The 14591-nt window shown below is 60.8% G+C and carries 16 protein-coding genes; 8 read left to right on the forward strand and 8 right to left on the reverse strand.

The features are described from left to right. Positions 1-15: 15 nt before the first annotated feature. Positions 16-720 (reverse strand): HAD family hydrolase, encoded by a 705-nt coding sequence (locus CUJ84_RS02555; protein ID WP_105005065.1) that lies wholly within the window; start codon positions 718-720, stop codon positions 16-18. Positions 721-1072: 352 nt separating this feature from the next. Here CUJ84_RS02555 and CUJ84_RS02565 point away from each other — a divergent pair, with 352 nt between their 5' ends. Beyond that, a complete protein-coding gene (locus CUJ84_RS02565; protein ID WP_105005067.1) occupies positions 1073-2122 on the forward strand; it encodes an aldo/keto reductase in 1050 nt (349 codons plus the stop codon). A gap of 65 nt (positions 2123-2187) precedes the next feature. Here CUJ84_RS02565 and copM read toward each other — a convergent pair whose 3' ends face one another. The 3 genes from copM to CUJ84_RS02580 form a co-directional block, all read right to left on the reverse strand. Continuing rightward, the gene (copM, locus tag CUJ84_RS02570) at positions 2188-2547 is read right to left on the reverse strand and encodes a CopM family metallochaperone (RefSeq protein ID WP_105005068.1); all 360 of its coding nucleotides are present in this window, start codon (positions 2545-2547) and stop codon (positions 2188-2190) included. 75 nt (positions 2548-2622) lie between these two features. Further along, on the reverse strand, positions 2623-2991 hold the full coding sequence (locus CUJ84_RS02575) for a hypothetical protein (protein WP_105005069.1): 369 nt from the start codon (positions 2989-2991) through the stop codon (positions 2623-2625). Positions 2992-3048: 57 nt separating this feature from the next. After that, on the reverse strand, positions 3049-3810 hold the full coding sequence (locus CUJ84_RS02580) for a hypothetical protein (RefSeq protein WP_199788763.1): 762 nt from the start codon (positions 3808-3810) through the stop codon (positions 3049-3051). Positions 3811-4042: 232 nt separating this feature from the next. On the opposite strand from CUJ84_RS02580, the gene hisS reads away from it, so the two are divergent. The 3 genes from hisS to hisG are packed head-to-tail and all read left to right on the forward strand — an operon-like array spanning position 4043 to position 7422. Beyond that, positions 4043-5566, forward strand: coding sequence for a histidine--tRNA ligase (hisS, locus tag CUJ84_RS02585; protein WP_105005071.1), 1524 nt, complete (start codon positions 4043-4045; stop codon positions 5564-5566). Between the two features lie 42 nt (positions 5567-5608). Next, a complete protein-coding gene (locus tag CUJ84_RS02590; protein WP_105005072.1) occupies positions 5609-6730 on the forward strand; it encodes an ATP phosphoribosyltransferase regulatory subunit in 1122 nt (373 codons plus the stop codon). Further along, the gene (hisG, locus tag CUJ84_RS02595) at positions 6727-7422 is read left to right on the forward strand and encodes an ATP phosphoribosyltransferase (protein ID WP_105005073.1); all 696 of its coding nucleotides are present in this window, start codon (positions 6727-6729) and stop codon (positions 7420-7422) included. The genes CUJ84_RS02590 and hisG overlap by 4 nt, the downstream gene beginning before the upstream one ends. 81 nt (positions 7423-7503) lie before the next feature. Here hisG and CUJ84_RS02600 read toward each other — a convergent pair whose 3' ends face one another. Further along, the gene (locus CUJ84_RS02600; RefSeq protein WP_017993060.1) at positions 7504-7920 is read right to left on the reverse strand and encodes a DoxX family protein; all 417 of its coding nucleotides are present in this window, start codon (positions 7918-7920) and stop codon (positions 7504-7506) included. Positions 7921-8235: 315 nt separating this feature from the next. Between CUJ84_RS02600 and CUJ84_RS02605 the strand changes: the two genes are divergently transcribed. Further along, entirely contained in the window at positions 8236-8946 is a 711-nt protein-coding gene (locus CUJ84_RS02605) for a glutathione binding-like protein (protein ID WP_105005074.1), read from the forward strand. 63 nt (positions 8947-9009) lie between these two features. On the opposite strand, the gene CUJ84_RS02610 is transcribed toward CUJ84_RS02605, so the two are convergent. After that, on the reverse strand, positions 9010-9456 hold the full coding sequence (locus CUJ84_RS02610; protein ID WP_105005075.1) for a hypothetical protein: 447 nt from the start codon (positions 9454-9456) through the stop codon (positions 9010-9012). Here CUJ84_RS02610 and CUJ84_RS37830 point away from each other — a divergent pair. Then, positions 9382-9870, forward strand: a complete 489-nt coding sequence (locus CUJ84_RS37830) for a hypothetical protein (RefSeq protein ID WP_158686897.1) — start codon at positions 9382-9384, stop codon at positions 9868-9870. The two genes, CUJ84_RS02610 and CUJ84_RS37830, sit on opposite strands and share 75 nt — an antisense overlap. Positions 9871-10090: 220 nt before the next feature. Here CUJ84_RS37830 and groL read toward each other — a convergent pair whose 3' ends face one another. After that, the gene (groL, locus tag CUJ84_RS02615) at positions 10091-11734 is read right to left on the reverse strand and encodes a chaperonin GroEL (RefSeq protein ID WP_012756206.1); all 1644 of its coding nucleotides are present in this window, start codon (positions 11732-11734) and stop codon (positions 10091-10093) included. Positions 11735-11806: 72 nt separating this feature from the next. Next, positions 11807-12103, reverse strand: a complete 297-nt coding sequence (groES, locus tag CUJ84_RS02620; RefSeq protein WP_003545797.1) for a co-chaperone GroES — start codon at positions 12101-12103, stop codon at positions 11807-11809. 360 nt (positions 12104-12463) lie between these two features. Here groES and CUJ84_RS02625 point away from each other — a divergent pair, with 360 nt between their 5' ends. Continuing rightward, on the forward strand, positions 12464-13312 hold the full coding sequence (locus CUJ84_RS02625) for a TIGR01459 family HAD-type hydrolase (RefSeq protein ID WP_105008064.1): 849 nt from the start codon (positions 12464-12466) through the stop codon (positions 13310-13312). A gap of 14 nt (positions 13313-13326) precedes the next feature. Continuing rightward, positions 13327-14310, forward strand: a complete 984-nt coding sequence (locus CUJ84_RS02630; RefSeq protein ID WP_064249260.1) for a bifunctional riboflavin kinase/FAD synthetase — start codon at positions 13327-13329, stop codon at positions 14308-14310. Positions 14311-14591 lie beyond the last annotated feature (281 nt).

A 14591-nucleotide genomic window follows, 5' to 3' on the forward strand; every position in this document is an offset into this window, starting at 1 on the left:
AGCTGCAAGCGCAGCTTATGAGAGGCGGTCGATCAGGTCGCGCAATTCGCCAAGGTGGTCGATCTTGCGGAAACGCGGCGCCTCTTTCGGCTCGTCCACATGTTCCAGCACCCAGGTGAGTTCATGCGGTACGAAGACGCCGTAGCTGCCGGCGGCGATCGCCGGCACGATGTCCGATTTCAGCGAATTACCGACCATCATCGCCCGCTCCGGCCCGTCGCCGACCTTGGCGAAGATGCGGCGATAGGTGACGGCCGTCTTGTCGGAGACGATCTCGACGGCATCGAAGAAGTCGCCGAGCCCGGATTGGGCAAGCTTGCGCTCCTGATCGAAGAGATCGCCCTTGGTGATCATCACAAGCAGGTATTTGCCGGCAAGCGCCTCCAGCGTGTCGCGCACATGCGGCATGGTTTCGACGGGATGAGAGAGGAGCTCGCGGCCGGTATCGAGGATCTTGGCGATCACGCCAGCCGGAATCTTGCCCTCGGTGATTTCGATCGCCGTCTCGATCATCGACAGCGTGAAACCCTTGATGCCGAAGCCGTAGTGGCGAAGGTTGCGCTTCTCGGCTTCCAGCAGCCGTTCGGAAATCTTCGGTCCTTCGGCGAAATCGGCAAGAAGCCCGGTGAAATGCGCTTCCGTCAGTCGGTAATATTGTTCGTTCTGCCAGAGTGTATCATCGGCATCGAAGCCGATCGTGGTCAATGGTCGCGTCGCCATATGCGCACCTCGAGAGCATGATGCCGAAAAGTGTGAGCGGTTTTCGGACGACATCATGCTCTTGCTAATAAAATTAGAACAGGATTCAGATTTTGGGCCGACCCGGCCTAAAATCATCCTGTTCTGGAAATATGGCCGGCAATCTATCGGATGCCTGTGTCGAGACAAGGGCATTCCGGCTTTACAGCGCTGCGCGTCGGCGTTGAAAAGCGCCGCCGCCGCACTACATGAAAATCGCCTCACCTTGCAGCCAGCCACGGCTGTGCCTGTCATATGCGGGCCAATAATCAAAAAATGAAGTTCAGCAGTTCGCAAGTCCCTCTTGCGGCAGACACAAAGGAATTTTTCCACCATGCGTTACAATCAACTCGGAAATACGGGACTTTTCGTCTCGGAAATCTGCCTGGGCACGATGACCTTCGGCGAAGCCAAACAGGGCAGTATGTGGGGCGCCATCGCCGACGTCGATCAGAATGCCGCCGACCGGATCGTCGAGCGCTCGCTTGCATCAGGCGTCAATTTCATCGACACGGCCGACGTCTATTCATCCGGCGAGTCCGAAAGGTTGCTCGGCCAGGCGCTGAAGAACCTCGACATCAAGCGCAAGGACGTCGTCATTGCCACCAAGGTCTACGGCGTCATGGGCGACAAGCCGAACGACCGCGGCGCCTCGCGCGGTCACATCATGGATTCGGTCGAGGCGAGCCTCGAGCGCCTGCAGACCGATCATATCGACCTCTATCAGATCCACGCGACCGATACGGTGACGCCGATCGAGGAGACGCTGCGCGCCTTCGACGATCTCGTTTCTCGTGGTCTCGTGCGCTATATCGGCGTCTCCAACTGGCAGGCTTGGCGCATTTCCAAGGCGCTCGGCCTCTCCGAACGCCGCGGCTTTGCCCGTTTTGAAACCGTGCAGGCCTATTACTCCATCGCCGGCCGCGATCTCGAACGTGACATCGTGCCGATGATGCAGGAAGAAAAGCTCGGCCTGATGGTCTGGTCGCCGCTCGCCGGCGGTCTGCTCTCGGGCAAGTATGGTCCAGGCGCCCCCGGCAACGGCGAAGGCCGCCGCGCTAGTTTCGATTTCCCGCCCGTCGACAAGGACAAGGCCTGGGCCTGCGTCGCCGTCATGCGCGAAGTCGCCGAAAAGCACGGCGTCAGCGTCGCCACCGTGGCGCTCGCCTATATCCTCGCCAAGCCCTTCGTCACCACAGTCATCATCGGCGCCAAGCGGGTCGATCAGCTCGACCAGAACCTTGCCGCCGTCAAGCTGAAGCTCGATGAAGACGATATGAGGAAGCTCGACGAGGTGAGCGCGCTTGCTCCGGAATATCCGGGCTGGATGCTGGCGCGACAGGGCGCCGGCCGCCGCCCGACCGATTTCGAGCCGAAGGACTGACCTCGCCAACATAGTCTTGGGGAACGCCTGACATTTCCGGCGTTCCCCTTTTCATCAACGATCGATTATTTGCCGTGGGCCTTGAGCCAGGCGTTCATCTCGGCGATCTCGGCTTCCTGCGCCTTGATGACGGCTTCGGCGAGCTTGCGGATATCGGGATCTTTTCCATATTGAAGCTCGATCCTGGCCATATCGATCGCGCCCTGATGGTGCGGGATCATGCCGCGGACGAAATCCGCATCGGCATTGCCGCTATACTCGATCATCATATCCTTGTGCATCTTGGCATTCGCCTCGCTGAAGGCGTGGCTTGCCGCATCGTGGTTGCCCATCGGCTTGCTCATATCCATCGGCTTGTCTTCGGCAAGGACCGGAGCGGCAATGATGGCGAGCATTGCGGTGAGGGCGATGATTTTCAGAGACATGAGAGTTCCTTCCTCTGTCTGACAATAGGTTTGCCGGGCGGCTGGGCCTCCCGATTGGCGTGGATAGTAGTGGTGTCAGAACAGTCGGGGAGGCGGCGGCTGCGGTGTCGGCTTGTCGTCATCGAGGGCGCGGGCAAGCGCCGGGGCGGGATAGCCGAAGATGGACTTTCCGCCGCCCATGACCGTCACCGCCGGTGGCAACAGAAGACAGGCGGCGCAAAGCGGCATATGCGCGGAATTACCGGTGGCGCACGGGTCTTTCAACGGATCGGCCTTATCAGCCGCCCCAGGCATATTCATGCCTGATATCTCATGGTGCATGCTGCCGGTTTCGACAGCGACGGGCGTATTCATCGACGCGCATGTCGGACAGCCTGCCCATGCGGACATGGCGCTGTAGACCAGCCAGCCGAGCAACATCGTGATGAGAGCGAGCGTGCGCATGCTGTTTTATAGGCGAAGGCCGGATAGAAGCCAAGCCGAACGACGGTCACATCCTGATCACCAGGCGGCAATGACCTTGTGCTCGATCCTATAATCCTTGCTCTCTTCGCCGAGCGGCGCCACCGGCCACGTCCAGGTAGCTTTTGCCGGCGGCGGCAAAACGCCATGCAGCAGGTCGGCCTCCTCATGCGTCCTCTCGTTGCGGTCGATGAGGGCATAGGCGATGTCGGTCACCAGGCAGCTGCGGCAGGAGAGCCCGGAAAGCCCGGTCAGATGTGCCGCGATCAACCTTTCCACCGTGTCTTCGGGCATTCGCCCGGCGTCAGCTTCATGGCGCCGTTTCACACCGCGACCGATCTGTGACAAGAGGTTGGCGGAAACCACCAGATCGAGATAGGGCACAGAACGCAGGAAGCCGAGCGGTTCGGGCTCGCGGCCGGCGGCGAGATCGTCGTAGCCGGAGAGATCGCGCTCGATCAGCCGGACATTGCGATAGCCTTTGGCCGACAGCCACAGGCGCACCGAGGCGAGATGAACGAGATCGACCAGAACGACGGTGTCGAAATCTCGCGCCAGCGCCCCGATCGGCACATCGCGCAACAGGCCGGAACCGAGCACGACGGCGGTCCGCTTCTGCCTGAGATCGGCGGCCGCGGCCAGGATCGCCTTCCGGCTCATCTCCTCATGTTCGGCCCAATCCCCGGCGCAGCGCCTGGCCCGCGACCAGAGATTGACGGAATAGCGGATGAACTTTCGATGCGGCTTGCCGGTCAGCGGCAAGGTCGCGGCATAGAGAAGCGCCTCGGTGATCATGAGCATATCCGCATTTCTGATGGCTGCCTCTTCGTTCAATCGATTCCGGTCTAAAGCAATTCCAGCAAAAGTGCGCAGCGGTTTTGCGTCCGGAATTCCGTGAAAACAGAGAGATAGAGCATTTCCGTGACCCGGAGAAAAACGGAAATGCTTTTGAGATCAAGACCCTTCGCCCTTGCCGCTCCCCGCCCAATCCGCTAGGAAACCGCCACTGTCACAGTCAGCGGAATTCCCGGAAATGAACGACAAGCAGAAGAAACCGCAAAAGCTCAAGGCCCGCCTGCCGCGCGGCTTCGTCGACCGGACGGCCGGCGATATCCGCGCCGTCAACGAGATGACGGCAAAGATCCGGGAAGTCTATGAGCATTATGGTTTCGATCCGCTCGAAACGCCGCTGTTCGAATATACCGATGCGCTCGGCAAGTTCCTGCCTGACAGCGACCGGCCGAACGAGGGCGTCTTCTCGCTGCAGGACGACGACGAGCAGTGGATGTCGCTGCGCTACGACCTGACGGCGCCGCTCGCCCGTCATGTCGCCGAGAATTTCAACGAGATCCAGCTGCCCTATCGCACCTATCGCGCCGGTTACGTCTTCCGCAACGAGAAGCCGGGCCCCGGCCGCTTCCGCCAGTTCATGCAGTTCGATGCCGATACCGTCGGTGCGCCGGGCGTGCAGGCCGATGCCGAAATGTGCATGATGATGGCCGATACGCTGGAAGCCCTCGGCATCAAGCGCGGCGACTATGTCATCCGCGTCAACAACCGCAAGGTCCTTGACGGCGTGCTCGAGGCAATCGGTCTCGGCGGCGACGACAAGGCCGGCCAGCGGCTGAACGTGCTGCGCGCCATCGACAAGCTCGACAAGTTCGGCCCGGAGGGCGTGGCATTGCTGCTCGGCTCCGGCCGCAAGGATGAATCCGGCGACTTCACCAAGGGCGCCGGGCTTAACCAGGAGCAGATCGACAAGGTGCTATTCTTCGTCGGCATCAAGGATTATGCCGAAAGCGCTCAACGCCTCGCCGAGCTGGTTGCGGGAACCTCCAGGGGTGGCGAGGGCGTCGAGGAGCTGAATTTCATCGCAGCACTCGTCACCAGCGCCGGCTATGGCCCTGACCGCATCAAGATCGATCCCTCCGTTGTCCGTGGTCTCGAATATTATACCGGGCCGGTCTATGAGGCCGAACTCACCTTTGACGTCACCAATGAAAAGGGCGAAAAAGTCGTCTTCGGTTCGGTCGGCGGCGGCGGTCGGTATGATGGCCTCGTCTCCCGCTTCATGGGCCAGCCGGTTCCGGCAACGGGCTTTTCGATCGGCGTCTCCAGGCTGATGGCGGCGCTGAAGAACCTCGGCAAGCTCGGCGCGAGTGAGGTCATCGAGCCGGTGCTGGTGACCGTCATGGACGGCGATGTCGAGGCGATGGGCCGTTATCAAAGGATGACCCAGGAGCTGCGTGCCGCCGGCATCCGCGCCGAAATGTTCCAGGGCAATTGGAAGAAGTTCGGCAACCAGCTGAAATATGCCGATCGCCGCGGCTGCCCCGTCGCCATCATCCAGGGCGGCGACGAGCGCGCCGAAGGCGTCGTGCAGATCAAGGATCTGATCGAAGGCAAGCGGCTCTCCGGCGAGATCGAAGACAATGCCAGCTGGCGCGAAGCGCGCGTGGCGCAGGAGACTGCGCCGGAAGCCGACCTCGTCGCCAAGGTGAAGGAAATCCTTGCCGCGCAGGCCGAGGATCGGAAAAGGGCAGGCGGCAATGTCTGAGGCATTTCCGATACGCTCTTTGCCTATCGTTCGGAGGCCCGAATGCCTCTGATCAACCTCCCCGAATTTGCCAACGACCTGCTTGCCGAATTCGACGCGCGCAACGCCGAGCGCATCGATACGCCTGTCATTCAGCCGGCCGAACCTTTCCTGGATATCGCCGGCGAAGATCTGCGCCGCCGCATCTTTATGACGGAGAGCGAAACCGGCGCCAGCCTCTGCCTGCGTCCCGAATTCACCATCCCCGTCTGTCTGCGCCACATCGAGACGGCGACCGGCACGCCGAAGCGTTATGCCTATCTCGGCGAGGTTTTCCGCCAGCGCCGCGACGGCGCCAACGAATTCTATCAGGCAGGCATCGAGGATCTCGGCGATATCGACCTGTCGAATGCCGACGCCCGCGCCATCGGCGATGCCACCGGCATTCTCGCCCGCCTGCTGCCGGGCCGGCGCTTAGCCGTGACATTGGGCGACCAGGCGGTGTTCGAGGCTGTCGTCCAGGCGCTCGGCCTGCCGCTCGGCTGGCAGAAGCGCCTGATCCACGCCTTCGGCAATATGACGCAGCTGGAAGCACTGCTTGCCAGCCTCGTCAGCCCGCAATTCGTCACCGGGCTGGACGACGATATTGCCAGGCTTGTCGCATCGGGCGACGAGCAGGCGCTGGTCGCCCATCTCGAGCGGGAGATGCAGAAGACCGGCTATTCGACGAATGCCGGCCGCTCGGCCCTGGAGATCGCCCGAAGGCTCAAGGAAAAGCTCATCCTGTCCGAAACGCGCCTCGACGATGCGGCCTTCCATGTGCTGGAAGAGTTCCTGTCGCTCGACGTGCCGCTTATCAATGCGTCCGCGGCCCTTTCCGGTTTCGCCGATGCTGCCGGCCTGAAACTCGGCAACGCGCTTGCCCGCTTCAATGGCCGCGTTGCAGCACTTTCCAATGCCGGCGTCGATCTTTCCTGCCTCGACTACCGCGCCGCCTTTGGGCGGCCGCTCGATTATTACACCGGCCTCGTCTTCGAGGTGACGGTGGAAGGCTCGACCGCGGTGCTCGCCGGCGGCGGCCGCTTCGACCGGCTCCTGACCTTCCTCGGTGCGACGGACCGCATCCCGGCCGTCGGCTTCTCCTTCTGGCTCGACCGCATCGAAACCGAAAGGGTAGCCGCATGACCATCACCATCGCGCTTCCCTCCAAGGGCCGGATGAAGGAGGACGCTTCGGCGATCTTCGAACGTGCCGGCATGACGATCTCGGCTGTTGGTAACGATCGCTCCTATCGCGGCCGCGTCGAAGGCTGGGATGATGTGGAAGTTGCCTTCCTTTCGGCTTCCGAAATCTCCCGTGAAATCGGCAACGGCACCGTCGATTTCGGTGTCACCGGCGAAGATCTGATGCGGGAAGGTTTTGCCGAAGTCGACAAGCGCGTCGAATTCTGCGCCCGCCTCGGCTTCGGCCATGCCGATGTCGTCGTTGCCGTGCCGGAGATCTGGCTCGATGTCGACACCATGGCTGATCTCGTCGATGTCGCCGCTGATTTCCGCGCCCGCCACTCCAGGCGCCTTGCCATCGCCACCAAATACTGGCGGCTGACCCAGCAGTTCTTTTCGAGCCAGCACGGCATCCAGCTTTATCGCATCGTCGAAAGCCTGGGCGCCACCGAGGGCGCTCCCGCGTCCGGCTCGGCCGATATCATCGTCGATATCACCTCCACCGGCTCGACGCTGCGCGCCAACCATCTGAAGGTGCTCCAGGACGGCGTCATCCTGCATTCTCAGGCCTGCCTCGTGCGCGCCCGCAAGGAAAGCCATGCCGGCGAACCCGCTGTGCAGGCCATCATCGAGGCGGTGCGCGCCGCCCTCTGATATCCCGGCCGCCAAGGCATAAGAAAACCCGCCGTCGGATGACGGCGGGTTTTTCTGTTTCTGGGAGGATGTCTGCTGGTGTCAGGCAGTTGCGTAAGCGCCGCGGCGGGCGTCGAGCGAGTAGGCGCCGGCACCGACGGTGGCGAGCAGTATGTACGCGCCGGCCAGCGTGATATTCTTCATGACCATGATCTGGTTGAGAATGTTCACGAGTTCCGTGCCACTCGCGTAGGGCAGGTGGAAGGCAATGCCCGTGAAGACACAGAAGGCGGCGAGCAGCCAGCCGGCAATGCGGACCTGGAAGCCTGTGAGAACCGCAAGGCCGGCCAGCAGTTCGAAAAGACCTGCGACATAGGCCAGCAGGGTTGCTGCCGGCAGGCCGGCACCGGCGATCATGCCCGCAGTACCGGCAGGATCGGTGAGCTTCATGAAGCCGGAAAGGATGAACATGAAAGACAGAAGAATACGGGCAATCAGGATGATGACGTTGTTCGACATGGACGTTGTCTCCGTTTCAAGGACTTAGGAGATCTTGGTGCCCCGGCACCGGTTCGACCTCGGATGCCTCTATGTCGCTCTTTTCTTGCGTTGTGGAAAGATAAACGAAAGGGGACACTTCGTTCACTAATATGGAACGATCTCCAAAGCGCGTCGCCTTCGACCGGATTCATGCGACGCGGTTGGATCTTTTGTTGTCATGCATGTCGTTGTCCCAAAACCGCTGCGCACTTTTGGGCGACATGCATTGGCCGTCCCCCGCTTGCCTTTGTGAAGCCTCGTCTCCTATGGTCGGCTGATAACATGGAGAATCCGATGGCAGATCTTTCCGCATTTCCGATCACGACGCGCTGGCCGGCTAGAAATTCCGATATCATCCAGCTCTATTCCCTGCAAACGCCGAATGGGGTGAAAGTCTCCGTCGCCCTCGAAGAGCTCGCTCTCGCCTATGAGCCGCATTATATTTCCTTCGCCGCCAACGAGCAGAAATCGCCGGAATTCGAATCTCTCAATCCGAACGGCCGCATTCCGGCGATCATCGATCCGAACGGTCCGGACGGGAAGCCGATCGGCCTTTTCGAATCCGGCGCCATCCTGCTCTATCTCGCCGAAAAAACCGGCAAGCTCATCCCTGCCGATGCCGCCGGCCGCTACGAAACCATCCAATGGGTGTTTTTCCAGATGGCGGGTATCGGCCCGATGTTCGGCCAGTTCGGGCATTTCCACAAATTCGCCGCCGACAAGGTCGCCAACAACACCTACCCGGTGGAACGTTATCGCGATGAATCCAAACGGCTGCTCGGCGTGCTCGATGACCGGCTGAAAGGTCGTCAGTGGATCATGGGCGATCAATACACGATCGCCGACATCACCACCTTCACCTGGGTTCGCGGCGCCGATATCTTTTATGGCGGCCGCGAGGTACTCGAATATGCGAAATTCCCTGCCGTCTCGGATTGGCTGGAGCGCTGCATCGCCCGTCCGGCAAGTGCCAGGGGCCTCAACATACCGGTCAAGCCGGAGTAACGGACGGATCGCTGGAAAGTAGAAAGGCCGCCCTCGAGGCGGCCTTTTATCTTGATGTCCGGCTTATCGCCGGCTTGATATCTGCTTTGTGCCTTCCAGCTTGAAGCGCGGAAAGACGAAGACGCCGACCATGCTGCCGCTGTATTTCTGCTCAAGCCCGTTCGACTCGCCCATGCAGAACAGCGGCTGGCGAAAGCCGTTCGGCATGACGATCGTCGTCGAAAAACAGAAGGAGGAGCAGAGCGTCGCCGCCTGCTCAAACAGCTCCAATATGTGGCTGCGCTCCTTGGCGTCGTAGCAGCGGATCAGGCTTAAGAGCCCGCATTCCTGTGCGGCAAGGCCGTGCAGCATCGCGCTCCATTCGCCGAGACGGAGCATCCCGCTCGAAAAATCTCCAGTCCAAGCTTCGGAAACGGAAAACTGCGCCAACATCTCATGATTTTGATTGGCGTCATCAAACGAGCCGGGCGTCAAAGGTACGGCTGCATTGGCTCTGGCGATCTTAAACAAGGCGTTCCCCCGTTCGGATGCGGCTCCCGCCGCACGCTCGGCAAACACAAAGAAACAGGATCACGCGGCAGCGGGCATGATGCTCGCGCTTCATCTGGCGATGATTGCCACAGCTATCTGGCCTCCGTAACCGGAGCCCTTCGAAGCCGAACGTTCACGCATCGCCTTCCGCGCTCCGGCCTCGTCTATTGGCGAAAAATTATCGCCGGGCGCGCTTTAATTGCAGCGCGGATTTATAGGGGCTTTTGGACAAACGGCAACGGCTTTTTAAGGGGTATTCGGATCGGCTTCATTTCCGGGGGTGCCTGCATCTTCGACCTATTTCGCCAGAATTGGCATGGGAGGATCATCTTTGCGAGCTTTGCAAACGTTTTCACTCTGCGTCAGGTCGGAAATCGTGCCGCAACGCCGTGATCTCTCGCATGTCGGTGGGCTGAGAAAGAGGCAGGCAGCGTAAGCCTGGGGCAAGCTTCGCGCCCGGGGCCTGCAATAGGGAACTGGGCGCACGTGTCATCGGCTATACCAATCACGCCCGCCGCGCATCGAATCACATTGGCCAAAAGAAAAGGGCGACCCGAGAGCCGCCCTTCCTGTTCCGGATGCCGGAATGGTAGTCAGTGATGGCTTTCGCCGATCACATCATGTCCATACCGCCCATTCCGCCCATTCCGCCCGGCATGCCGCCGCCAGCCGATTCTTTCTTCGGCAGTTCGGCGATCATGGCTTCGGTGGTGATCAGCAGCGATGCGACAGAAGCAGCGTTCTGCAGCGCCGTGCGAACGACCTTGAGCGGGTCGACGATACCCATGGCGATCATGTCGCCATATTCGGATGTCTGGGCGTTGTAGCCGTAGTTGTCTTCGTTCTTGTCGAGGACCTTGCCGACAACGATCGAGGCTTCGTCGCCTGCGTTTTCAGCGATCTGACGAACGAGCGACTGCAGGGCGCGGCGAACGATGTTGATGCCGGCTTCCTGGTCGTCGTTTGCACCCTTGACGGTGATCTTCGTGGAGGAGCGGAGCAGAGCGATACCGCCGCCGGGGACGATGCCTTCCTGAACGGCAGCGCGGGTCGCGTTGAGCGCGTCGTCGATGCGGTCCTTCTTTTCCTTCACTTCGACTTCCGTCGAGCCGCCGACGCGGATGACGGCAACGCCGCCAGCGAGCTTGGCAAGGCGTTCCTGCAGCTTCTCGCGGTCGTAGTCGGAGGTGGTTTCTTCGATCTGGGCCTTGATCTGGGCAACACGGCCTTCGATGTCGGTCTTGGCACCCGAACCGTCGACGATCGTGGTGTTTTCCTTGGAGATCGAAACCTTCTTGGCACGGCCGAGCATGTCGAGCGTGACGGATTCGAGCTTGATGCCGAGATCTTCAGAGATGACAGTGCCGCCGGTCAGGATGGCGATGTCTTCGAGCATGGCCTTGCGGCGGTCGCCGAAGCCGGGAGCCTTGACGGCAGCGATCTTCAGGCCGCCGCGCAGCTTGTTGACGACGAGCGTAGCGAGGGCTTCGCCTTCGACGTCTTCAGCGACGATGAGGAGCGGCTTGCCGGTCTGAACGACAGCTTCGAGAACCGGGAGCATCGACTGCAGGTTCGAGAGCTTCTTCTCGTGAAGGAGAATGAAGACGTCTTCGAGGTCTGCGATCATCTTTTCCGGGTTGGTCACGAAGTAGGGGCTGAGGTAGCCGCGGTCGAACTGCATGCCTTCGACGACTTCGAGTTCGGTTTCGGCGGTCTTGGCTTCTTCAACCGTGATGACGCCTTCGTTGCCGACCTTCTGCATGGCTTCAGCAATGTCGAGACCGACCTGCTTGTCGCCATTGGCCGAAATCGTGCCGACCTGTGCAACTTCTTCCGAGGTGGAGATCTTCTTGGCCTTGGCCTGGAGATCCTTCACGACGTCAGCAACAGCAAGATCGATGCCGCGCTTCAGGTCCATCGGGTTCATGCCGGCGGCAACGGCCTTGTTGCCTTCGCGAACGATCGCCTGGGCAAGAACGGTTGCAGTCGTGGTGCCGTCGCCGGCGATGTCGTTGGTCTTCGAAGCAACTTCGCGGACCATCTGGGCGCCCATGTTTTCGAACTTGTCTTCGAGTTCGATTTCCTTGGCGACCGAAACGCCGTCCTTGGTGATGCGCGGAGCGCCGAAGGACTTGTCGATGATGACGTTACGGCCCTTCGGACCGAGCGTTACCTTCACTGCATCGGCGAGAATGTCGACGCCACGCAGCATCTTTTCGCGCGCGGTGCGGCCAAACTTAATTTCTTTAGATGCCATATTCTTAACTCCTGAATTCGAGTTGTTCGGGCAAAGAGCCCGTCAGCCATTTCGGGAAAGCAGGTCGGCCGATCAGCCGATGATGCCCATAATGTCGGCTTCCTTCATGATCAGAAGGTCTTCGCCGTCGATCTTGACTTCGGTGCCGGACCACTTGCCGAACAGGATGCGGTCGCCAGCCTTGACGTCGAGTGCGACAACCTTGCCGGACTCATCGCGCGCGCCGGAGCCGACGGCGACGATTTCGCCTTCCTGCGGCTTTTCCTTGGCGGTATCGGGAATGATGATGCCACCCTTGGTCTTGGCTTCGGACTCAACGCGGCGAACAACGACGCGGTCGTGAAGGGGGCGGAAGTTGGTGCTTGCCATTGTCTAATCCCTCGATCGAATGACATTCGCGGACCGGAGTGGCCCACATGGATAGGTGTTAGCACTCCCTTGCGGTGAGTGCTAGCGACGAGCATTTAGGGATGGCTCCGAAAGGAGTCAATGAGAGCAATCACGAATTTTTGCGCCGGAATTGTGAAGAGGCTGGAGAATAGTCCAAGATTGCGGCCGAAACCCGGCGCAGCCGAACTCGTCCGCCTCGGGATGGGATCGTCAAGCTTTGCCTATCCACTTCGATCGCCGGTCGAAATCTTCGCATTGGCCGGCAGCAAAGAAAATGCCTTGCCATCGCCTTGCGCCTTTGCAATGTCACCGGTGGCTGAAGCAAATCGGGAAATCGGAATGGCGAAGCGGATAGAAAACTTCTCGGAGATAACAAGTCACTATGATGTGGTGCTCTGTGATGTCTGGGGCGTCGTTCACAACGGCGTCGATCCGTTCCCGAAGGCGGCAGCCGCCCTTGAAGCGGCACGTGAGAGTGGCGTCGCCGTCGTCCTCATCACCAATTCGCCGCGCCTTTCCTGGCAGGTGATCGAGCAGTTGCGCCAGATCGGCGTTCCCGACAGCGCCTATGACAGGATCGTCACCTCTGGCGACGTCACGCGCGGGTTGATCGCCGAAGGGCCGAAGACCGTCTTTCTGCTCGGCCCCGAGCGCGACAAGGCGCTTCTCGAAGGCATTGGCGTCGAGCGCCGGCCGGCGGGCGAAGCGCAATCGCTGGTCTGCACCGGCTTTTTCGACGACGAGACCGAGAAGCCGGAGGATTACACCGACATGCTTCTCGATTTCAAAGCCCGCAACGTGCCGATGATCTGCGCCAATCCCGACCTCGTCGTCGAGCGCGGCCATCGCATCATCCCCTGCGCCGGCGCCATGGCCGCCTATTACGAACAGCTTGGCGGCAAAACCCGCATCGCCGGCAAGCCACACCGGCCGATCTACGAGGCGACGCTTTCGGCTGCCCGCGAGCTTCGCGGCGATTTCCCCGTCGAGCGCGTGCTGGCGATCGGCGACGGCATGCCGACCGATGTGCGCGGCGCCTTGAATTATGGCCTCGACCTTCTTTACATCAGCGGCGGTATCCACGCCAAGGAATACACCCTCAACGGCGAAACCGACGAGGCGATCCTGAACGCCTATCTCGAACGGGAAAAAGCCGCGCCGAAGTGGTGGATGCCACGCCTTGCATGAAGAGAAGCCAGCCGATGACCGTCTTCCACCGCAATGAAACCCGGGAACCCCTACCCGCCCATCTGAAGGGCGGCGTCATTGCCATCGGCAATTTCGACGGCGTGCACCGTGGCCATCAATCGGTGCTGAGCCGCGCGCTCGAAATCTCCGAGGCGCGCGGTATCCCCGCTTTGGTGCTGACCTTCGAGCCGCATCCGCGTACGGTCTTTCGGCCGCAGGCGCCGGTCTTCCGGCTGACACCCGCGCCGCTGAAGGCCCGCATCCTGGAAACGCTGGGTTTCAGCGCCGTCATCGAGTATCCCTTCGACTACGAATTCTCGCAGCGCTCGGCTGATGATTTCATCCATTCGATCCTGAAGGATTGGCTCGGCGCCTCCGAAGTCGTCACCGGCTTCGATTTCCATTTCGGCCGCGGCCGCGAGGGCGGACCCGCCTTCCTGATGAATGCCGGCCATACCTACGGCTTCGGCGTTACCTTGATCGATGCCTTCCGCGACGAAAACGCCGATGTCGTCTCTTCAAGCCATATCCGCGCGCTCCTGAAGGAGGGCAGCGTCAGCGAAGTTGCCGGCATGCTGGGCTACCGCTACACGGTGGAAGCCGAGGTGATCGACGGCGAAAAGCTCGGCCGGCAGCTCGGTTTTCCCACAGCCAACATGCGCCTGCCGCCGGAGGTCGATCTTGCCGCCGGCATCTACGCCGTCCGCTTCCGCCGCCAGGACGGCACGCTCCACGATGCCGTTGCAAGCTACGGCCGCCGCCCGACGGTGACGGAAAACGGCGCACCGCTGCTCGAAACCTATCTTTTCGATTTCAGCGGCGATCTCTACGGCCAGCTCTGCTCAGTCTCCTTCTTCGGCTATATTAGACCCGAGCTGAAATTCGACGGTCTCGATCCGCTCGTCGCCCAGATCAAACGCGATGAGGAAGAGGCGAGGGCGCTGCTTGCCGGCGTTAAACCGCTCAGTGCGCTTGATGGGAAACTGTGCTTTTCCTGAGGTCGCCTTGAGTGCGGCTGTCGCTGGGACACCGGCGATTCCAGCCGATGATGCCGATCGCGGGCAGCGAATTCTTCTCTTCCTTTTCCCGGCAAAAACGCCTATGAACCGGCGCGATGACGAAATATCGGCTGGCAATGATGATGCGAATTATCGGCCCGGCCTTCCGCGCGCGCTAAGCGGCCGGAAGGTCCGGGTTTTTGGCGCTTGGAAACGAGCGCTTCCGCCACCAGCTCTTTCACGCCCGTTGCGCCCTTTCCGGGCCGCCAGAAACGATTGCC

It is taken from the genome of Rhizobium leguminosarum (genome assembly GCF_002953715.1).
In the GTDB taxonomy this organism is placed as follows: Bacteria; Pseudomonadota; Alphaproteobacteria; order Rhizobiales; family Rhizobiaceae; genus Rhizobium; species Rhizobium leguminosarum_V.